Genomic DNA, 23,880 nt, shown 5'->3' on the forward strand with positions numbered 1-23,880 from the left:
TCTTTTCGTTTGATAATGATAACTAAATTTTAACATATTTATGGATATAGAAAAGGATGTTCTACATGGATAAAGTCCAAAATCAACACTATCAATCCCATTTACTTGTAACAAAAACAGACGTATAATTATAGTGAAATTGTGCCAATTTAGTGGCTAATAATTTAGTATATGGACCTGTGAATAGAATATACTTATTGAAATATATAGAATAAAAAGATAATAGAAAATAACAAACAACTATATTAATATGAAGCAAAATTTAGATTGTGAGGGGACAACAAAGTGAATGATAATCTAGCAAGGGTTTATAAGGTATTAGAGAATGAGAAAAGAACATACGGACATTTACTTAAAACAGAATTTCATATACACACCCCAGCATCTCATGATTATGAATTAATAGAAAATAATAAATTCAATAATATGACTTTAAATGAAGTAATACAGGTAGCCCAAGAAAGAGAGCTATATTCGCAAGAATTTGTTGATAAGTATTTATTAAAAAGTTCCCATGCAAAGGAAATTTTGCAAGACATGAAAAATGAATTTGATACGGAATTTGATAGCTTAAAAGAACTTTTGGGATATCAACTAATTGCTCATACATTATACAAGAACAATATTGAGGTAGCTGTAGTGTCAGACCACAATACCATAAAAGGATTTAAAAAATTAACAGCAGCTGTCGTTGAATATTATAAGTCTAGATTAAGAAGTGATAAGAACCAAAGGTGTATAAGATTATTTTTGGGTATCGAAATAAGTTGTTCAGATCGGTATCATTTAGTATCTATATTTGATCATCATAAATATGGTGAGGTGGAGGAGTTCATTAAAGAATTTATACACTCGGAAGAGGAAGGTACATATATATCTTGTTTAGATATGTTGAAAAGGGTTGTAGATTACAATGGGATTTGTTATATAGCTCATATTAATTCTAGTAATTACTTAGGCACTAAATTATATAAAAAAGCTTTATTTGGATCTAATGATTTAAATATACTTGGCTTAACAAATTTAGAAGCAAAAAGTACCCAGATAGCAAAAATAAATGAACTTCAAGGAAAAATGGCAGAGAAATTTTGTTATATATATGAGGGTGATTCTCACCGTCTAGATGAAATTGGGATAAAAAATACTTGGATAAAATTTAATAATGTTAATTTTAAGTCCCTTAAAAAAGCTTTTAAAAATCATACTTATTGTATATATACGGATAAGCCTACATTTAACAATAGGTTTATTAAAGGTATTTACATTGAGCCCGGTAAAGACGGTTTTTTAACTACTAATAGAAAAAATAGCGATCCTTTTATAGTAGATTTCTCAAGGGACTTAAATTGTATTATTGGAGGCAGAGGTGTTGGTAAAAGTACAATACTCAATATTTTGGAAACTGCTTTCACCCTAGAATACTCTAGTATTAGCTTCTTACAATTTATTTCAAGTCATAACATAATTTATATAGTTTTTTATTATAAAGGCATGGATTACATTTTGGAGTTTTTACCACAAACAGGTAATGGAGGATACATAAATACGCAATATTTTTTAGATAAAGCCTTTCCTGAGAACGATAAAAATAATTACAAACTTTCACTTGCTCCACATTGGGTAACCTTGTATAGAGTGAAAAATCATGATAATAATACATCTTTTGTTGAGGTTAACAAACGTTCATCTCAAGAAATAATGAATCAGGTTTATAAAAAAAGCTATTCAATAAATAATATTATCGAACAAATAAACTCCGGTAAGATTAGTGATTTTGTCAAAGAAATAATATTTAATGGTGAGAGATTTATAGAGGCATTCGATATAATCAAAAAGTTAAAATCATACAACAAAGTGAATTATCGTAAAAATTTAAGGGAAGAACTAGATTTTATTATTAAAACTATTAATAATAGAAAGGATTTGGTAAATAAAACTATTGAAAGGTTTAATAAAGCTAATCATGATTGTTTACAAATTAAATATTATAACGAAGAGATATCTCCCGACTATTATACAGATTTTCTGGAGATATCCTATAATCAATCATTTGAAATTGGTTTTTCAAAAAATGTTCTCAATACCCATCTAACTTGGGATGATGTAGAAAGATTTTTATTAAAGGCTATTGATGAATTTGGTTACTTGGAATTTTTAAAGATGCTACTAAATAAAGATCACCAAAAGATAGAAAGGAAAATATCTATAAAAAAATATGTTTCCGGTATTACTAAAGAAGGATATGAAGAAATAAATTCAGATAATATTAGAAAGATCTACAATCAAATTGAAAAAAGAATTTTCAGGGATATTTCTAATGTTACTAAAAGTATCGAAAGCTTAATGCACATGATAGATTCATTTGAATTAGAATTTAACATAAATATGAAAGAATCTGTTAAGAGTGAAAAAGTTTTAATGAAAAATATAGAAGAACTATCGTTAGGGCAAAAAGTGGTTGCAATTTTAACCTTTTTATTTAATTATGGCGAATATAGTAATGATAGTACTCCTTTGGTTATTGATCAACCTGAAGACAATTTAGATAATATTTATATTTATCAAAATCTAGACAAAAGTCTAAGAAGGATTAAAAATAAACGTCAAGTGATTATTTCAACACATTCTTCTACTATTGTTACTAATGCAGATGCAGAGCAAGTAATTATACTTGACTCCGATAATCATAATGGTTGGGTTGTGAAAAAAGGCTACCCAGATAGTGAGATAGTGCTTGGACATATAGTCTCAGTGCTTGAAGGGGGAAAAGACTCATTTGCTCACAAAAAGGACACATATGAAACAGTATTAGGAATTTAACAAAACGGTGTCATAACTTAGCGTTTTGAATCCTTGAAGATCCAATGGAGTACATAAGTGAAAAATGGAAGCCGGAGAGTTATCTGATGCATACGGGGATAATATATTGCCAGCTAATTTAGATACTTCAGTTTCTAGTAGCACATATTTCAATTTATATGTAATGTCCCAGATTTATGATAAAGATTATGCCTTTTTATCCAAATCGATTACTGTGCAGCAATTAATTGAGGAAAGAGGAGACGTAAATCACGTTTTTCCTAAAAAGTATTTGCAAACAAACGGTTATAATAATAAAAGGCAATATAATCAAATAGCAAACTACGCTTACACTGAACAAGTAGTAAATTTAGCTGTTAAGGCACAATTACATAAAGAGTATATGGAAAAAATTAAGTTACAAGTGAAAGGGGACTGAATAAAGATAGGTGAAATTGACAGCTAGGAAGACCTTCAGGAAAACCTAAAAATGAATTGTGCCAGATTTAATTTTTAATATGGATTCAGATGATTATGAGGATTTCTTAGAAATTAGAAGAAAGTTAATGGTTAAAAAAATACGAAATTATTATAACAGACTTTAATTATAATTTTATTTCTTAAAAAGTATAAGAAAAATTTTCGGAGGTGTTTCTAATGGATGTTTTTAGTCTTCACCAAAAGATTATTGATGATTATTCCAAATTTGTTCAAAGCTTTATTGAAATTAATGATGATAGAATAAATGAGTACGTACAGGGATCACTAGAGAGTGGGCAATTATGGCCAGATCCCTTAATTCAGTTAAATCCATCTTTTGAAAAAGGTGGAACAATTGAATCTTTAGTTGAAAATGGGATTCTACATGAGGAATGTAATAAAATTTTTAGAATTGGAAAAAACGAAACAGATTTTGGATCCCCCCTACAACTACATAAACACCAGTCAGAAGCAATAATTTCTGCAAAGGATATGGAAAACTATGTTTTAACAACAGGTACAGGGTCAGGGAAGAGTCTTTCGTATATTATTCCTATAGTTGATTATATTTTGCAAAATGGAAGTGGGAATGGGATTAAAGCTATTGTAGTTTATCCAATGAATGCTCTCGCCAATAGCCAGTTCGGGGAGTTGGAAAAATTCTTATCTTTTGGTTATCCCAATGGAGAGGGTCCTGTTACTTATAAAAGGTACACTGGTCAAGAAAGTGATAAGGAAAAAAGAGAGATAATATCCGATCCACCTGATATATTAATTACAAATTATGTAATGTTAGAGCTAATATTAACAAGGGTTAAGGATAGAGGTTTAATTAATGCGGCAAAGAATCTGAAATTCTTAGTGTTTGATGAACTCCATACGTATAGAGGACGTCAAGGTGCTGATGTTTCCATGTTAATAAGACGTCTTAGAGATAAATGTGGCGGAGACAACCTTCAATGTATTGGAACATCTGCGACTATGGCCGGGGAAGGTAACTTTAATGAGCAAAGGGAAGAAGTTTCAAAAATAGCTTCGACATTATTTGGTACCTTAGTTAAACCTGAAAATGTAATTGGTGAAACGTTACGTAGGTCTACACCGATTAGGGATATTAGTGATCCTACTTTTATTAAAGAGCTAACGAGTCGTGTTCAGAATGTAAATATGGAGTTCCCAAATAATGCAGAAGAGTTTATACATGATCCATTAGCTATTTGGATTGAAAGCATTTTTGGACTAACAACCGAGTCTGAAACTGGAAGATTAATAAGAACTAAACCTAAAAGTATATCTGGTAATGATGGAGCAGTTAAGATATTGAGCAATATAACGGGCGAATCAGAAGATATTTGTATTTCTCAGATTCAAAAGTGTTTAATGTCAGGTTACCAATGTAAGAACCCTAATACTGGATTTCCCATATTTGCCTTCAGATTACATGCCTTTATAAGTAAAGGTGATACAATTTATGCTTCACTTGAAAGTGAAGACGAACGGTATATATCATTAGAAGGTCAACAGTATGTACCAAACGATCGTAACAGAGTGTTGTTACCACTATGTTTTTGTCGTGAATGTGGTCAAGAATACTATACTGTTAATGCTGTAAAACATCAAAAAACAGGTGAAACTTCCTTTGTGAAAAGAGGTCTTAATGATTCATCAAGTGATAGAGATTATGGTATTGATTCTGGCTTTTTATACATCAATTCGGATAATCCTTGGCCTAGTGAACCATCAGAAATAATTGATAGATTACCTGATGATTGGCTAGAAAATAAAAAAGGTGAGTTTAAAATAAAGACCAACAGAAAAAAGGATTTACCAAAGACAATAAATGTATCCACAGAAGGTAAGATTGAGGGGGCTGGAATTGAATTTCAATATATTTCTTCACCTTTTCGATTCTGCTTAAACTGTGGTGTTGCTTATAGCTCAAATCTAAGGTCTGATTTCACTAAATTAAGTACATTAGGATCGGAAGGAAGAAGTACAGCAACAACTATTTTAAGCCTCTCATCTGTTAAACATTTAAAGAAAGAAGATCTTTTAGATAAAGCTAAGAAGTTATTGAGTTTCACAGATAATAGACAAGATGCCTCTTTACAAGCTGGGCATTTTAATGACTTTGTTGAAATTGGTTTTTTAAGATCTTCGTTATATAAGGCTGTTAATGATGCTGGTGCTAATGGAATACAACATGATGTGTTAACACAGAAGGTATTCCAATCAATGAATATGCCTATTAGTGAATTTGCCTCTAACCCTGAAGTGAAATTTGCACAAAAAAGAAATACTGAGCTTGCCCTAAGAAATGTCCTAGGTTATAGATTATATCAGGACTTACAAAGAGGATGGAGAATTACATCCCCTAATCTTGAACAATGTGGTCTACTAGAAATTGATTACTTATCATTAGATGAAGTATGTGAGGAAAAAGAGGTATGGCAGGGGACTCATGAGGCACTTCTCAGTGCTGCTCCAATCACAAGATTTAAAGTTGCTAAAGCGCTGTTAGATCATATGAGGCGTGAATTAGCTATAAAAGTGGATTACCTAAACCAGGACTTTCAGGAAAGAATGGTCCAGCAAAGTAGTGCATATTTAATAGATCCATGGGCAATAGACGAGGATGAGAAGACATTAGAATATGCAAAAGTTCTGTACCCAAGAAGTCGCTCGAAAAGTGATTACAGAGGAAATGTTTATTTATCAGAGAAAAGTGGTTTTGGACAATACTTGAGAAGATTTTCTACATTTCCTGATTATAATGAAAAAATTAGCTTACTTGAAACAAAAGATATTATAGACCAATTACTTCAAGCATTAGTAATCGGTGGGATTTTGGAAAAAGTTGAATCCTCACATGAAGTTAATGGTTATCAAATAAACGCTTCAGCAATGCTTTGGTTTGCTGGAGACGGAATAAAAGCTTTTCATGATCCGATTAGGATTCCAAATGGCCCGGAAAATGGAAGCAAACCCAACCCATTTTTTGTTGAATTTTATAAAACACTTGCTGATGAGGCTCATGGGCTTAAGGCAAGAGAACATACTGCACAAGTTCCGAGCGAAGAAAGACTTAAAAGGGAAACAGATTTTAGAGCAGCCAAATTACCTATATTATATTGTTCGCCAACGATGGAGCTTGGTGTAGATATATCTCAATTAAATCTAGTTAATATGAGAAATATTCCACCTACGCCCGCAAACTATGCACAAAGAAGTGGAAGAGCAGGAAGAAGTGGACAACCAGCATTAGTATTTACATATTGCTCTGCTGGTAGCAATCATGATCAGTATTTTTTCAAAAACCCTGAACTCATGGTAGCAGGCGCTGTAACTCCGCCAAGAATTGATTTATCAAATGAAGAATTAATTAAATCACATATATATGCAATTTGGTTAGAAGAAACACAGCTAAGTCTAGGTACTTCACTTAAAGATTTGATTGATTTAGACGGAGAGAATCCTACTTTAGAATTGTTACCTTCAGTAATGGAAAGTATAAATGATAGAAATGCAAAGTCTCGTTCATTTGATCGAGCTCAAAGAATTTTATCATCTTTATATGATGTTTCTCTTGATGAAGAGAAGCTAACAAATATTTTAAATAGAGTTCCTCTTGAATTTGATGAAGCGTGTAATCGATGGAGAGACCTTTATAAAGCTGCTTTAAAACAACGTAGAATTCAAGATGCAATAATTGTAGATGCAAGCCGTACGCAGCGTGACAAAAACCAAGCAAAGCGTTTAAGGAGAGAAGCGGAATCACAATTGGAACTTCTGTTAGAAACAAATAATATAGCACAGTCTGATTTTTATAGTTATCGTTATTTTGCAAGTGAAGGATTTTTGCCTGGGTATAACTTTCCAAGATTACCACTATCAGCTTATATTCATGGTAAGAGAAAAGGTAATAATCAAGGTGAGTATCTATCTCGTCCACGATTTTTAGCTTTAAATGAATTCGGTCCCAGAAGTATTATTTATCATGAGGGTAGTAGGTATATAGTTAATAAAGTTATTATGCCTGTAAGGGAAGAAGGAGAGGCTATTCCAACAAGAAATGCAAAAATTTGTCCTTCTTGTGGTTATTTGCACCCAATCCAAGATGCCGTTGGACCAGATTTATGTGAACAGTGTAATAGTCTGTTAGAACAACCTCTACAACAACTTTTTAGGATGGAAAATGTTGCTACTAAAAGACGTAGTAAAATAAATTCAGATGAAGAAGAAAGGTTAAGATTAGGATACGAAGTAAAAACAGTAGTTAAATTTGCAGATAATGACGCCTTCTCTAAAATAACAGCAAGAGTAAATCATGGAAATAAAACTATAGCAAATATATCGTACGGTCATGCTGCTACATTATGGAAAATTAATTTAGGATGGAGTAGAAGGAAAGATAAGGATATTAATGGTTTTGTAGTGGATTTAGAAACAGGTTTTTGGGCAAAGAATGACCAAGCAGAAGATAATAGTGATGAGATTGAAGCATTGACATCTAAGACAGCAAGAGTAATTCCTTATGTAGAGGACAGAAGGAACTGTATGCTTTTTGAACCACAAATAAAATTGTCATCTGAACAGTTTGCGTCGCTTCAATCAGCAATAAAAAATGCAATTCAAATAAAATTTCAGTTAGAGGATACGGAACTTTCAGCACAGCCATTACCTGATGATGAAAATCGAAGACAAATATTGTTTTATGAATCTGCCGAAGGTGGTGCAGGTGTACTAAGAAGATTAATTGAAGATAATAATGCATTTTCAGAAGTTATTAAAGTTGCTTTGGAGATCTGTCACTTTGATCCTAGAAGTGGAAAAGATATGTTAAAGGCACCGAAAGCTGTAGAGGAATGCGAAGCTGCTTGTTATTACTGCCTAATGAATTATTCAAATCAAAGAGACCATAGTTTGTTAGATAGGAAAAGTATTTTGAATGTCTTGTTAGAATTAAAAGAATCTAAATTAAATATAACAAATAATGGAGTTGTAAGAGAAGATCATTTAGGCTATTTAATAAATCAAAGTGATTCGTCACTAGAAGAAAAGTGGCTGAAATATATTGAAAAAAGAAATCTTCGTTTACCTTCAAAAGCTCAGCCCTATATAGAATCATGTCAAACTAGACCTGACTTTTTATACGAGGACCAATTTGTAGTAGTATATATAGATGGCCCTTATCATGATTTTCCTGAGAGACAAACTCGTGACATTAACCAAACTGAATGCTTAGAAGACTTAGGCTATACAGTGATTAGGTTTGGTCATCAGGATGATTGGGCTGAAATAGTTGAAAGGTATTCCTATATATTTGGAGGTAATTCATCATGAATTTTGCAGTAGGAACACTGGTAAAAGCTAGAGGGAGAGAGTGGGTTGTTTTACCTGAATCTCAAGAAGACTTACTTATGCTTCGACCTTTAGGTGGAACTGAAGATGAGGTAACTGGTATCTATGTACCATTAGAAAAAGTGGAATCAGCACATTTTGATTTACCAGACCCTAATCAGTTAGGTGATTATAGATCTGGAAGGTTGCTTCGTGATGCAATAAGGATTGGTTTTCGCTCTAGTGCTGGACCTTTCCGTTCTTTTGGTAAGATTGCAGTACAACCTCGGCCGTACCAACTGGTTCCGTTATTAATGGCTCTAAAGTTAGATCCTGTAAGGGTATTGATCGCAGATGATGTTGGTATTGGTAAAACTGTCGAAGCTTGTTTAATAGCTAGAGAATTACTTGATCGTGGTGAGATTACACGAATGGCTGTTTTATGCCCACCACATTTAGCTGAACAATGGCAAACTGAACTGAAAAATAAGTTTCATATAGATGCAGAGTTAGTATTACCAAGTACTGTTACTCGATTAGAACGAAATTGTGGTATTGGTGAATCTTTATTTGAATTATATCCATTTGTCATCGTATCTACTGATTTTGTTAAATCCGATCGTAGAAGAGATGAATTTCTTCGTACTTGTCCTGAATTTGTTATTGTTGATGAAGCACATACATGTGCTTTTGGTGAGAATGTGAGAGGAGGTAAGCATCAAAGATATCAATTATTATCAGGTTTAGCTGAAAATTCAGCTAGACACTTAGTATTAGTGACTGCAACTCCTCATAGTGGAAACGAGAATGCCTTTCGTTCTTTACTGTCTCTTTTGAACTCTGATTTCGAAAATTTTCCGGAATCAATAGTGGGTAAAGAAAACGTAGGTTTTAGAAGAAAATTATCAAAGTACTTAGTTCAAAGAAGGCGTGCGGATATTAGGCATTTTATGAAGGAAGAAACACCTTTTCCAATAAGAGAAGAAGCAGAAGAAACATATAAATTGTCTCCAGAATACAAAAAGTTATTTAATCGAGTATTACGTTACGCAAGAGAAACCGTTATGGATGAGAATGGGAGCGGTCATCACCAGAGAGTCAAGTGGTGGTCAGCACTAGCTTTATTAAGGTCACTTGCAAGTAGTCCTGCAGCCGCGGTTGCGACACTAAGAAGTCGTGCCTCAACAATTCAATCTAATAGTATAGAAGAGGCCAATGACATAGGTAAAAGAACTGTTTTAGATATTGATACAGATGATTTAATAACAGATGTAATTCCGGGTAGTGATATAGCATCAATTACTAATGATGAAAAGAAAAATCGTCGTGTTCTTCTACAAATGGCAAGGGAAGCTGAGTTGTTATATGGAAAAAAGGATCACAAATTAACAGAAGTTACTAAATTAATTAAACGGCTAATTAGTGAGGGTTATAATCCAATAATTTTTTGTAGATTTATCCCTACAGCTGAGTATTTAGCGGAACAACTACGTAAAAAACTGCCTAAAAAAGTTAATGTTACTGCTGTAACGGGTAATTTGCCTCCGACTGAAAGAGAAGAAAGAGTTATAAATTTGATTCATTCAGAACAAAGAGTGTTAGTAGCAACAGATTGTTTAAGCGAAGGAATTAATCTGCAAGAAGGATTTGATAGCGTAATTCACTATGATTTGAGTTGGAATCCCACCAGGCACGAGCAACGGGAAGGAAGAGTAGATAGGTATGGTCAAACTAAAGGTAATGTTCGTGTGGTTACTTATTATGGAGTTGACAACCAAATAGACGGAATTGTGCTTGATGTCCTTCTTCGAAAGCATAAAACTATAAAAAGTTCGTTAGGAATTTCGGTGCCTATACCAGTTGATGCAAATTCTGTGGTGGAAGCAATATTTGAAGGACTATTACTTAAAGGAAAGAACTTTGAAAGAGACTTTGAACAATTATCATTTGACTTTGATTTACCTATAAAAGAGGAAGTTTTTAGAAAATGGGATGATGTAACAGCTAAAGAAAAACGTTCACGAACAATGTTTGCTCAAGACACAATTAAAGTTGATGAGGTATCTAGGGAGTTGGAATCAATAAAAAATGTAATTGGAACTGAAGAGGAAATTAAAGACTTTGTACAGGATGGTCTACAGCTTAATAACGCGGTTGTCAGTGGTGAAGATGTTATTCGGGTAAATCTAAAAGATTCCCCAAGTACATTAAAGGAATCGTTAGGAAATATTGAACAATTTAATGGAAAGTTTGCATACCCTGTTCCTGAAAATACTATTTACCTTAGTAGAACTCATCCTATTGTAGAAGGCCTTGCTAACTTCATTATCAATAATACTCTCGATGCAAAGAGTAAGGAATTATTTAGGAGAAGTGGTGCTATTCGGACAAATTATGTTTCTAAGCGAACTACAGTTATACTTACTCGATTGCGCTATCATATAATTGAGAAAATAAGAGGTAAAGAATCTGTTTTATTAGCAGAAGAATCTCAATTATATTCATTTCAAGGTTCACCCAAAAATGCTGAATGGTTAACTGAAAATGATTCGGAAAAATTATTAATGGCTGAACCTTCTAGTAATATTGACCCTAATCAAGCAATAGGGTTCATGAGGCAAATAATTGATAACTTTGACTATATTAAACCAACATTAGAACAATTCGCACAAAACAGAGGTGCAAAATTATTGGACGAACATTCAAGGGTAAGAACAGCTTCTAAGCAAAAAGGGAATGTTAGAGTAGAACCAAAACTTCCACTTGATATTTTAGGTATATATATGTATCTACCGGAACCTAAGGTTTAGGAGGTATTTATGCAAACTAAAGGAAAAGAAATATTTACAACTATACGTACTGAGGGAGCTTTGCTTCCAACCGATACATTACAAAGAATATTGGATGGAGATAAGGGAGTAGAAGGCTTAGAGCCTTATTCATATCATTTAGCTAAAGGGGAGAAAGTAAACGAAGCTATTAATCGCTCGTGGAACAGGTTATTGGGAGCTTGGAGTTCTTTTAAGAATACAATAGATAAGTTACCGGGTAGTGAGACAGGTACGAGCATAACACGGGAGCGTTGGTTATTAATCCTATTTCAAGAACTTGGGTTTGGTCGTTTATTACCAGCTAAAGGTATTGAATTGAATAATAAAAGTTATCCTATTTCCCATATTTGGCAACATACACCGATACATCTTGTTGGCTATAGAATTGACCTTGACCATCGTACTGCGGGGATAGCTGGAGCGGCAAGGATGAGTCCACACAGTTTAGTTCAAGAGTTATTAAATAGGTCGGACAGCTATTTGTGGGGAATTGTATCGAATGGTTTAGAATTAAGATTATTACGAGATAATGTGAGCTTAACACGTCAGGCATATGTTCAATTTGATCTAGAAGCAATTATGGAAGGTCAAGTATACTCAGATTTTGTTATATTGTGGTTGCTGTGCCACCAATCTAGATTTGAATCTGAGAAGCCAGAAAATTGTTGGATTGAGACTTGGTCTAAAAGTGCAAAGGAGCATGGGACTAGAGCTTTAGACCAGCTAAGAAAAGGTGTAGAACAAGCTATTACCTCTCTAGGCCAAGGATTAATTCTCGAGAGTTCAAATTCTGAATTAAGGGATAAGCTTGTTTCAGGAACATTGAGTGCAAATGAATATTATCGGCAACTGTTAAGGATTGTCTACCGTTTTATTTTTTTGTTTGTAGCAGAAGATAGAAATCTTTTATTTGATCCCCAGGCTAAGAAAGAATCCTTGGAAATGTATAATAAATATTATTCAATGTCTAGATTACGCAAATTAGCTGCAAAAAGGGTAGGTACAAAGCACACGGATCTTTTCCAAGGTATCCTAATAATTATGAATAAATTGCAATCTGGATATAAAGATTTAGCTTTACCTGCGTTAGGGAGTTTTCTTTGGTCAGATAAAGCTGCTGCTGACTTAAATAATTGTAATTTAGCAAATCATAATTTGTTAGCTTCTATTAGGTCTATATCATTTATTTTTGATGGTGGTATAAGGAGACCTGTAGATTATAAGAATTTGGGTGCTGAAGAATTAGGAAGTATATATGAATCACTACTAGAACTTCATCCAGTGTTTAATCTTGAATCTGCTACATTTGAATTAACCACCGCTAGTGGGAATGAAAGAAAAACAACGGGAAGTTATTATACACCAACTAGTTTAATTAGTAGTCTGTTGGATTCCTCTCTAGAACCTGTGTTGAATGAGGTAAGCAGTAAAAAAGATGCTGAATCTGCAATACTTAACCTTAAAATTTGTGATCCAGCTTGTGGCAGTGGTCACTTTTTAATAGCGGCTGCTCATCGGATAGCAAAAAGACTTGCAATGGTTAGAACTGGCGATGATGAGCCATCACCAAATGAACAAAGAAAAGCTTTGAGGGATGTTATTGGACGCTGTATATATGGGGTTGATGTAAATGAAATGGCTGTGGAATTATGTAAGGTGAGCTTATGGATGGAAGCGTTGCAGCCCGGGAAACCATTAAGTTTTTTGGACCATCATATACAATGTGGTAATAGTTTGTTTGGAACAACACCAACACTGATGGCTCAAGGTATTCCAAATGAAGTATTTAATCCTATTGAAGGAGATGATAAAGAGTATTGTAAAATATATAAAAAAGAAAATAGAAACGAAAGGAAAAATATTAAACAAATTTCCTTCTTTGAGTTAGATGAATCAATATGGCAAGATGAAATATATAATGAGTGGAAAAATATTCATATTATGAAAAGTGAATCCATTGAGGAGTTACTGGATAAAGAAAATAAGTATAATGAATTAATTAACTCTACTAATTATATAAAGAACAAACTTGTTGCTGATGCTTGGTGTGCATCATTTGTCTGGAGAAAAACAAATAAACTACCTTATCCAATTACAGAAAAAATCTACAGAACAATTGAATCGAATCCATTTAGTACGCCAAAGTGGCTAGTAAATGAGATAAAAGAGTTGGCTCAAGAATATCGCTTTTTTCATTTTCATATTGCCTTTCCTGAAGTGTTTAAACAATCGGAGAAAAATAATGAAAATAAAATAACGGGTTTGTCAGGTGGGTTTGATGTAGTCTTAGGAAATCCGCCGTGGGAGAGAATAAAGCTCCAGGAAAAGGAATGGTTTTCTCAAAGGTTAAAGGAGATAGCGAATGCACCAAATGCATCTAAAAGAAAGCAATTAATAAACAGTCTATCTAAAAATAATCCGCAAATTTATAAAGAATTTTTAAATGATAAACGTAAATCAGAAGGAGAGCTTCATTTCATAAAGAAATCTAATAGGTACCCTCTTTGTGGACGAGGAGATGTAAATACGTACGCAGTATTTGCTGAAACTAATAGATTAATTCTGAATAAAAGTGGTAGGATAGGATGTATAGTTCCTTCAGGAATAGCAACTGATGACACAACCAAATATTTTTTCCAGAATTTAATGGAAACACATTCTTTGGTAAGTTTATTTGATTTTGAAAATTCAATGAGAATCTTTCCTGGAGTTCATAGAGAGCAAAAGTTTTGTTTATTAACTATAACTGCAAATGGTTTGTCATTGAAAGCAAAATTCGCATTCTTCATTCATAAAGTTGATCAATTGTCAGATGAAAATAAAATATTTAGTTTAACAGCAGAGGAAATAGCTCTAATAAATCCAAATACTAAAACATGTCCAATATTTAAAACGAATAAGGATGCAGATATTATTAAGTCAATATATGCTAACCACAATGTTTTAAAAAGGGAAAGTGAACCTGCCTATAATCCTTTTAATATAAGGTTTTTGAGGATGTTTGATATGACAAATAATTCCAGCTTATTTCTTACTGAATCTGAGTTAATAGAACAGGGATTCCGATTAGAACATAATACGTTTATTAATAACTCTGGATCACAATTTCTTCCTCTATACGAGGGTAAACTAACACATATTTTTGACCATAGGTATACTACATTTTTAGATACAACATTTGAAGACACTCAGAAAGGAAACCCAAGAGAAGTTACTGAAAATGAACATGGGAATCCATCATTTGAAATCAAACCACGTTTTTGGGTTGACAAAACTGAATATTGTAGAGCTCTTGAGATGGAAAATATACCACAATATTGGCTAACATTTCATGGTATATCAAATCCAAATAATGAAAGAACATTTATTTCTACAATTTGTCCATCATATCCAATGGGAAATTCTTTACCCGCAATTTACTTTGATTCAGGGAAGAATCAAATTGAAGAAGTATTAATATTATGTGCAAATTTTAATTCATTTGTATTTGATTATATTTCTCGATTAAAGATAGGAAGTAGAAATGTAAACTTTTTTGTAATTAAACAACTTCCAATTATTGAGTCAAATAAAATAGATTATAAATTACGTGAAATAATTTGCGACTATGTGCTTGAACTGTCATATACTTCATCATCTTTAGAAAAATTGGCACAAGATTATGGATATCAAGGACCTCCATTTGAATGGGATGAAGAAAGACGATTAAAAATTCAATGTAAAATAGATGCTATATTCTTTTATCTATATGGTCTACAAAATTATGAAATTGAACATATAATGGAATCGTTCAATCTTATAAGAAAAAGGGATGAGCAAAATTATGGGAGTTTCAAGACAAAAGATACTATATTAAAATATTATAATGAATTAATAAAAGTACTGCCCGATGTACAAGCCGATATTAACTAAGCAAATTATAGCCCGGAATTTCAAGCACTATATCCGGGCTTTTTGAATTATCTCATTAAAGAAAATAATAAACTACTTTTTGATTATTTTTGAACTATTATAATACAGTTTGATTAATAGCATTTCAACAATACTATATCTTGTTTTGACATTAGGATTCTAGTTAGTTCGTAGTTTATTACTTCTATGCTTTAATAATCTTGTATAAGTAAATATTTATTAAGCCAAATTATCATAACTGGTCAAGAATTCATGAGATCATGGAGTAATTTCATATTAAAATATATTCTGAAGTGCAATAAGTTTGAGTAACTAACCAAATGGTGAAATATGAAATTATACACCGAATAATATTTTCTTTTAATCCAAGGGGAAATAACTTATATCGACTCTTTCCGACCAAAAAAGAAGAGTCTGTGGTTATGCTTTCTTATAAAGGGGGGACAGGGGGTGGAACAAAAGCTGTGGTCTAAGTTTTTAAAAGAAAGAATTGAAGCAGAAAAATATTTTACCCCTTCTGAGTTAAATGACATTTAAATATCGAAAATGAGAGAAAATGATCTTTCACAGATTATATTGGAAGTTTATGGGATGATTTTACGAACTTGTAAAGTTTTGGAGTTGAAGTGAGTAAAATAAATATTTAGTCGAATTAACCTCCAATCAACTTTAAATAGAATATTAATAGGTATCAATAACTAAAAGATTTATTGGTATGATAAGGTAAGTAATATAAATAGTATCAATACACTGTGAAATATAAAAGGAGAAAGTATAATGACAAATGTTAAGTCACATCAAGAGGCTACTGCTGCAGAAGATAAGTCAATTGGATTTGATTATCAGTATTATTACTTTCTGTATTTAATCCTTGGGCTAGGTACAGGTGAGTCGATTGGATTAGAAGTTAAGGATGATATCCATATTGATTTTCCAGATAATAAACAAACATTGCTACAATTAAAACATTCGGTCCAAACTAATGCACAAGGAGAAATTATTAATCTAAGAGAAAGTGATACTGACCTATGGAAGACTATCTACAATTGGGTTAAAGTTATTAATGATAAAATAGAAGGAAGAGAAACATTGGATTCACGCATTGAGTTTATAAAAAGAACTGATTTTATTTTAATTACAAACAAAGCATTTAATACTAAAAATCAGTTTCTGGTAAATTTGGAGAAACTCAAAGAAGGCAAAATGGATACAAAGGAATTCAAAGATTACTTCAAAAAAAAATACGATTTAAAATTGACTAAGAAGGTAGCTAAGGAAAGTAGTGAAAAAAAAGGAGAAGACAAGCTACTTCTTTATATCAAGGAGTTTTTAGATCAAGAAGACCAGTGGTTAGAAGAATTTTTAAAGAAACTAAGTTTTAGTTTAAATGAAGATGATTTAATTGAACGGATTAAATTAAGGATTAAAGCAAAATTTATTCCGGAAAATAAAATTGAAGATGTATTTAACAGTTTAGATAGTAACATAAGAAGAGATAATTATATCGCTATAAAAAAGGGAGAAAGAATTGAATATAGTTTTGATAATTTACATGAAAGATATACAAGGTGTTTTTTATTAGGTAGAACTGATAGAAGAATAATACGAAGAGATAAGCCATCTATTGAAGAAATCCCTGAGGAGCAATTATTTATTAAACAACTTGAAGACATAGGAATCATATCAAAAGAAGATGATGATTACCAAGACCAAGTTATTCAACGAACAATTGCTAAATTAATTACTTTTAATAATTTAGAAAAGTGGAAACAAGAAGGAGAATTAACAAGTACAGAACAGGAAAGCTTTGATAGAGAATCAATTTATGAATGGAAAGTAGTATTTGATAGAACGTATAGAAAGGTTAAAAGAAAATTCAGAGATGATTCAATAGTTGACGAAATAGAACTGATTGATTTAGCTAATGAATGTTTAGATGATGTTTTAAGCAAAAAGTTGAATATCCAAGAAACACAATTGGACTTAGAAATGAGTAATGGGCAATATTATTTGCTCTCTGATAAGCCATTGGTTGGTTGGAGATATGATTGGGGTAAGAGGTATAAAAATGAATAAATATCAATCAAATTATAATAATGAACTTATTGGCCTTATTTCGATAATTTCAGTACTAAAACATCATAAAGAAATGAGTTTAGGTAAAGTTTTGCTAATTTTACCATTTTTTTCACATGGTAATACACTTAACTTATTAAAAAGCAAAAGGGTTAAAATTCGTAGCTTAGAGGAATTTATAGTTAAATATCCTTCGAGTTTTTCTAGTTTCAACGATAGATATTATTCTCTTTTAACCACATCACTAAACTCAATTATTCTTTTAAAAAGAATGCAATTGATTATCATAACAAAAGGGCAAGTATCTGTGAAGGAAGATTTTAATTTTGAAATAGAAAATAAGAGTCTTGGAAAAAGAGCAAAAGAAATAGTTCAAGCAAGTCAAAATTTGTCTGAAATATTAATGGAAAGTACTCACAATCTTTATCTTCAACTAAGGGTGAAAATATGAAGTTTTATATAAAAACTATTACTTTGTGGCTTAAGGATAATAAAATTAGGAAATTGGAATTTATACCAAATAAGGTAAATGTTATTACAGGTGCTAGTGGTACAGGTAAGTCTGAAATCATGTCTATAATAGATTATTGTTTTTTTTCTAGTAATGCTTCTATTTCTGAAGAAAAAATAAATGAAAATGTAGAATGGTATGGATTGACTTTTAGTATTAATGAAAAGCCGTACACAATAGCAAGAGCAAAAATTCTAAAAAGAAAAGGCTCAACAAGCTATTATTATTCTTCTATGGGTAGTATTCCTGAAAAACCGCATGTCAATATTACTGAAGACGAATTAAAGGATATAATTCAAGCGGAATTTTCCATTAAGAGTGATTTGGTTATACCATATAGCGGTAAAAGTATCAAGGCTGGTAACAAAATATCATTTCGATATTTTCTTTTATTTAATACTCAATCCGGAAATGTTATTGCAAATAACGAGGTTTACTTTGATAAGCAGAACACAACTAGGTACAGAGAAGCACTCGAAAGAATATTTGAAATAGCTCTAAAGATAGAGGATATTGAAAATATTTTAATAAAAGAAAGAGTAGATAAAATCGAAAAGGAAATTACAAGGATCAATAAGAAACAATCGTATTATGAAAAAGAAAATGAATTATTTGTGTCTGATATGAGAAATGATATTAGGGAAGCGAGAAAATTCAACTTAATTCCAGATTCTATTATCGAACCTGAAGAATACCTGTCGACTTTAAAAAAAGTTGTTAATGAACAAAGTTTAAAAGAAATCTCCAATTCATTTATAGAAATAGACGAGTTAAACAAGACACGGAGTATGTTAACAAGGAAAATCCGTAACTATAATAGATTGAAGAATCAGTTTGCGGACTATCTAAATATAGAAAAAAATAATTTGGATAGCCTAAAACCAATTACTTATATCAAAGAAAATTTCAGCGAATTATTAATATTACCAGAGATTTCCTCGCTCCTAGAGGAGTTAGAATTAGAGTTTAATGCAATAAAACATTTAATAAAGAATAAGAAACCTTTTAACCTTGATGTCGATGAAGAAATGAAAAGGTTAAAAATGGAACTAGCAAAAGTTGAAGAGAAAATTGAACAATATCCTATACAAAATAGTCCTGTATCACTAAGTAATGCTACAGAAAAACTTATATTTATTGGTGAACTAAAACATAAGTTGTCATTATACGAAAATAAAGGTCCCCTTGAGGATTTTAGTGATGAATTAGAAAAGAAGGTAAAAGAATTAAATAAATTAAAAAATCTAGTACGTGATCTAAATACTGATAGAGAATCATTTAGAAGTATGTTAGAAAATTTGATACAAAACTATTTAGATAAAGTGGGTAGTGCTCTAGGTAATTACCAAGGATATAGGGCCTTATTTAATTATAGAGAGAAATCTTTAGAATTACGACCACCTGACTCTATCTATACATCTTTTGTTGGGAGTAGTTCTAATCACTTATTCATGCATTTATGTTTATTTTTAGGTTTGCATGAGGCTAGTATTATACAAAAATCCCCTTATATTCCTCAATTTATGATCTTAGACCAACCAAGTAGGCCTTATTATGGGGAGGAAGATGATGATTGGAGTCAAGTTGAAGTGAGTGATAAAGGTAAAATAACTGCCGCTATGAAGCTATTAGATCAGTTTATTAGCCATATAAATAAACAGTATAAGGAAGAATTTCAATTTATTGTTTTTGAGCATATCCCTACAAGTGTTTGGGATGGGCTAGAAAACTTCCATTTAGTTGAAGAGTTTAGATATGGAAATGCTTTAATAAATGAAGACTAATCTTATTAAGAATATTGTTTTTTAAAATTTCCAAAAGCGTGGTCTAACTCCACCGTCTTTAGACGGTATCCGCTTTTAGCCTTATCTTTTGATGTCCATACTTAAGTTATGAGGTGAAAAGTATGGATGGATATAAAAAGAATAGCCACGCAGTATATGATATCAAATACCATGTATCTGGGTAACCAAATATAGATATAAGGTATTGCATGGTCAAATTGCGATAAGAACCCGCGATTTAATCAGACAAGGTTGTGAAGCAAGGGGTATTACGATCTTGCAGGGAAGTGTAGGAAAAGATCATATTCATTTATTGTTGTCGTGTCCACCAAGTTTAGACCCGAGTAAGATTATGCAATACCTAAAAGGGAGATCATCAAGACTTCAACAGGATCAATTTCCTGAATTGAAAAAAATATTGGGGTCAACACTTATGGGCAAGGGGCTATTTTTGTGCAACAGTCGGAACAGTAGATGAAGAAACGATTAGAAACTATATTGCAAATCAATTTAGTGAAGAAAAGAACGACATATTTAGGATTGAGGAATGAGTTTAGTCAACATTTGAGTATACTTGAGCATAAGTGCTTTGAGAAGGACTTTAGCCTGAATAACGACTTTAGTCGCCGACATTTTATGTCCAAATCCACCTGCTTTAGCAGGTGGTCGTTTAAATGATGCTATTATTTCTTTAGAAATACGAGGTTTTATTGTTGTGCAACGAAGTACCAGCAAATTTATATATAGCTGACGGTTTTGATTTCTTATGTCGTCAATTAAAATCGTTGAACTGTTCTCAAACATAAGACAAATTAGTGCTTCTGTCTTTTTAGGGGGGCTGACACGCTACTTAATGGATTAAAGTTGGGAGACAATGAAGCAAGAAAAGATGGGGTCCATCAGGAATACTATGCGAATGGTATCTTAAAGTATGATGGTGAATGGAAAGATGGCTTTGGTATGAAGGAGAATTTAAAAATGATAAGCCGCATGGTTATGGTAAAATGTATGATCAATCTGGTCAGCTGCGATATGAAGGGCAATTGGAAGAAATGCAGTACGTAGGGTTAGGATACTTCAAAAGCCAATTATTTTAGAGGATGTGCAAGGACTACACAAGCGAATAAACATTGGATGATAGTAGAAACTTGATGTATTATATAGTCGTATTTTGTAAATCTGTAGCCAATAAAATTTAAAATTTGGAGGATTTCATGAGTGCAATAGACAAGAAAATTATGGAGATCGACAAAGTCATCTGCAAAAATATTGATAGATTTGATGCCACTGAAAGAGGATTATTATCTCAAAACATACTATCACAACTAAGAAATTTCGTTGAGCACGTCTCATTAAAAGCATACTCGAAAGGCCATGATATGGAAATCGATTATGATAACATTGAAAATGGGAATGCTTATGTTAAATCAAACGGAAAATTGAAATTTTTAAGTAAATTCCACAAACTTTTGCAAATCACAACATCCCACTATACACTTAACGAAGAAAACTCAGAAAGACTGATGCTGAAGTATTATGAGTATTTGCTTAAAATAAAAAACTTCCTCAAGAGCAATTATAGTCTTGATGTCCTCAACAACATATATGAATTTCCTATGACTACCGATTCAAATCTTAAAGAGTATTATGGAAAGATTTCGGAAAAAATAAATGAACCCATTCATACCTCAACTAGAAACCGACCCAATGATCGTTATTATATTCAAAGAATAAAGCCGTTTTTCGTAGATTACAAAGTGTATTACGAAGTTACATTTACAATTGCCAATGACAGAGCAAGCAAGTTTGATAGAATTATTGCTTTCACTAAACTGGATATTTCACATAACTATGCCGTTAAACTTTCATTAAAGAACGAGACTGTTAATATTTTGGGTAAAAAAATGCCAATCCTAATTATTGATGGTTGGGAAGTATCAATACGTCCTTGTGAAATAAGGAATTTTGCGAAGATATTTGAACAAGATTCTAAAATATCTAGCGGGAATAATGAGTATAAAGAGCTAATGAGTTATCTAACTAGGACCGGGTTAAATCTAGTTGAAATCATTGATTTTGCAGAAAAAGATTATCTGAGAATCAAGAACCTAGTAACTGAAAAGGTAAAAGTATCACATGTTTTTGTTATGCTAGATAAATCCCAAGAATTGACAAATAGTAATAGCCCAGGAAGTAATGTGATTAGGTATTTACTTTACAGACTAAATAATAAAGTGATAAAAAGGCAGTTTTCAGCTGGATGTTGTACAATTCTATCAAATTTAAAACTAGAGTATGGGTGTATACCGTTTGATCAAATGCCATTTAATACATCATTGTTAAATCACAATCCTAAACTTTCGGATTTACTCGACTGTATTGGTACAACTAATCGAGAACATGAAATCTTTGCAAGATTTATAAAAAATAATACAGAAACAAAGGGTCAATTGTATACTCCCAAAAAAGATATTAAAGGTTTTGAGAATCTAGAAGAATTAATGAGAAGATATAACAATAATCTATATCATAAACATAAACACCAAAAACGAAGATTAGAGAATTATAAAGATTATATTCATATAAAAGGTTATGTAGAAGATACTCTAAGTATAATACAAAAACTCAAAGAGTTAGCTTCATCTGGCATCGATAATTATTCAAATTCTGTTCAATATTGGTTGCAATCAACCGCTTACGATATTGATTCTCATGAGAAGAAAATTGCTTTTGAACGCATGTTTGAGAAATCAAAAGTGGCATTTATATACGGTTCTGCTGGAACCGGGAAATCCACTATGATCAATCACATTTCAAATTTTTTTAATGACGAAAAAAAGCTCTATCTAGCAAATACTAATCCGGCAGTAGATAACTTAAAACGAAGAGTTAGTGCTGCTAATTGTACCTATAAAACAATTGCTAAATTTATAAAACAGAGAAATAGTGACATGGAATTTGATTTATTGGTTATTGACGAGTGTAGTACGGTTAGTAATGTAGACATGTTAGAAGTACTAAATAAAGCTTCTTTTAGATTAATAGTTTTAGTCGGAGATACTTTTCAAATAGACTCTATAGTCTTCGGGAATTGGTTTGACGCAGCTCGCTCATTTGTACCTGGAACATCTGTATATGAGTTAACAAAACCCTATCGGAGTACTAACCAAAAGCTGATTACTTTGTGGGAAAAAGTTAGGAACATGGATGAGGATATACTAGAGCACGTAGCAAGAAACGATTACTCCATAACATTGGACGAGTCTATATTTGAACATAGCGGGGAAGATGAAATAATCCTATGCTTAAATTATGATGGGCTTTATGGAATAAATAATATTAATAGGTTTTTACAAAGCAACAATAAAAACAGACCTGTTCAATGGGGCATCCAAACTTATAAGGTTAATGATCCCGTTTTGTTTAACGAGTCAGAAAGATTTGCTCCCATAATTTATAACAATCTAAAAGGTAAAATAGTTAAGATAGAGACATTTGAAGATAGAATACAATTTGATATTGAGATTGACAAGGTTATAAATGAGTTTCAAGCAGAAGGATATGATTTTCACTTAATAGGTAATTCTGATAATGGTAATTCTGTAATTCGATTTTTTGTAGACGAGTATAACAACACTGATGAGGATGATGATTCCCCTACTGAGGCTGTGGTTCCATCTCAAGTTGCATATGCTGTTTCAATCCATAAGGCACAGGGTCTGGAATATAATTCAGTCAAAATCGTTATTACAGATGAAATTGAAGAAATGATTACCCACAATATATTTTATACAGCTATAACTAGGGCGAAGGAACAGCTAAGAATATACTGGACTCCGGAAACGGAGTATAAGGTTTTGAGCAACTTGGAAAGTAAAAATATTAGAAGGGATATTGCTTTATTAAAGTCCAGTCAGCAAGTCATACAAATTTAGTAGCAGTTCTTTGTGTTGTTTAAAGATACAAGGCTAACATCAGAGGTTAGAACTTTTAATTAAATAGTAAGTGTAAGATGGTGGTTCAATTGAATCAGCAAAAAGTCATATTTAGATTCCTTAAAGAAATAAAAAAATACAAAAAAGAACCAAGGAGGGTATATGGTTTAACTAGAGAAGAATTTGGTCTTATTTTTGAAATATTGGTTAAT

At 32.0% G+C, this 23,880-nt stretch carries 10 protein-coding genes and 1 pseudogene; all 11 read left to right on the forward strand.

Features of this window, described 5'->3' with window-relative positions; translation table 11 throughout:
* Window positions 1–285: 285 nt before the first annotated feature.
* On the forward strand, window positions 286–2,820 hold the full coding sequence (locus BN3107_RS09270) for a Spaf_1101 family AAA-like ATPase (RefSeq protein WP_058307347.1): 2,535 nt from the start codon (window positions 286–288) through the stop codon (window positions 2,818–2,820).
* Between the two features lie 64 nt (window positions 2,821–2,884).
* The gene (locus tag BN3107_RS09275; RefSeq protein WP_058307348.1) at window positions 2,885–3,238 is read left to right on the forward strand and encodes a hypothetical protein; all 354 of its coding nucleotides are present in this window, start codon (window positions 2,885–2,887) and stop codon (window positions 3,236–3,238) included.
* Between the two features lie 218 nt (window positions 3,239–3,456).
* Window positions 3,457–8,622 carry a DEAD/DEAH box helicase gene (locus tag BN3107_RS09280; RefSeq protein WP_058307349.1) on the forward strand — a complete coding sequence of 1,722 codons (5,166 nt, stop codon included), beginning with the start codon at window positions 3,457–3,459 and terminating at the stop codon, window positions 8,620–8,622.
* Window positions 8,619–11,429, forward strand: a complete 2,811-nt coding sequence (locus BN3107_RS09285) for a helicase-related protein (RefSeq protein ID WP_058307350.1) — start codon at window positions 8,619–8,621, stop codon at window positions 11,427–11,429. The genes BN3107_RS09280 and BN3107_RS09285 overlap by 4 nt, the downstream gene beginning before the upstream one ends.
* A 9-nt stretch (window positions 11,430–11,438) precedes the next feature.
* The gene (locus tag BN3107_RS09290; RefSeq protein ID WP_058307351.1) at window positions 11,439–15,362 is read left to right on the forward strand and encodes an Eco57I restriction-modification methylase domain-containing protein; all 3,924 of its coding nucleotides are present in this window, start codon (window positions 11,439–11,441) and stop codon (window positions 15,360–15,362) included.
* A gap of 777 nt (window positions 15,363–16,139) precedes the next feature.
* A complete protein-coding gene (locus tag BN3107_RS09295; RefSeq protein ID WP_058307352.1) occupies window positions 16,140–17,438 on the forward strand; it encodes an ABC-three component system protein in 1,299 nt (432 codons plus the stop codon).
* Window positions 17,431–17,889 (forward strand): three component ABC system middle component, encoded by a 459-nt coding sequence (locus BN3107_RS09300; RefSeq protein ID WP_058307353.1) that lies wholly within the window; start codon window positions 17,431–17,433, stop codon window positions 17,887–17,889. The genes BN3107_RS09295 and BN3107_RS09300 overlap by 8 nt, the downstream gene beginning before the upstream one ends.
* The gene (locus BN3107_RS09305) at window positions 17,886–19,733 is read left to right on the forward strand and encodes a DUF3732 domain-containing protein (protein ID WP_058307354.1); all 1,848 of its coding nucleotides are present in this window, start codon (window positions 17,886–17,888) and stop codon (window positions 19,731–19,733) included. The genes BN3107_RS09300 and BN3107_RS09305 overlap by 4 nt, the downstream gene beginning before the upstream one ends.
* Before the next feature lie 122 nt (window positions 19,734–19,855).
* Window positions 19,856–20,284: pseudogene (gene tnpA / locus BN3107_RS09310) on the forward strand (IS200/IS605 family transposase).
* Between the two features lie 390 nt (window positions 20,285–20,674).
* Entirely contained in the window at window positions 20,675–20,830 is a 156-nt protein-coding gene (locus BN3107_RS19595) for an MORN repeat-containing protein (RefSeq protein ID WP_082631272.1), read from the forward strand.
* Between the two features lie 117 nt (window positions 20,831–20,947).
* On the forward strand, window positions 20,948–23,668 hold the full coding sequence (locus BN3107_RS09325) for an ATP-dependent DNA helicase (protein ID WP_058307357.1): 2,721 nt from the start codon (window positions 20,948–20,950) through the stop codon (window positions 23,666–23,668).
* Window positions 23,669–23,880 lie beyond the last annotated feature (212 nt).

This window comes from Gracilibacillus massiliensis (assembly GCF_001458115.1).
GTDB classification, from domain to species: domain Bacteria; phylum Bacillota; class Bacilli; order Bacillales; family Amphibacillaceae; genus Gracilibacillus; species Gracilibacillus massiliensis.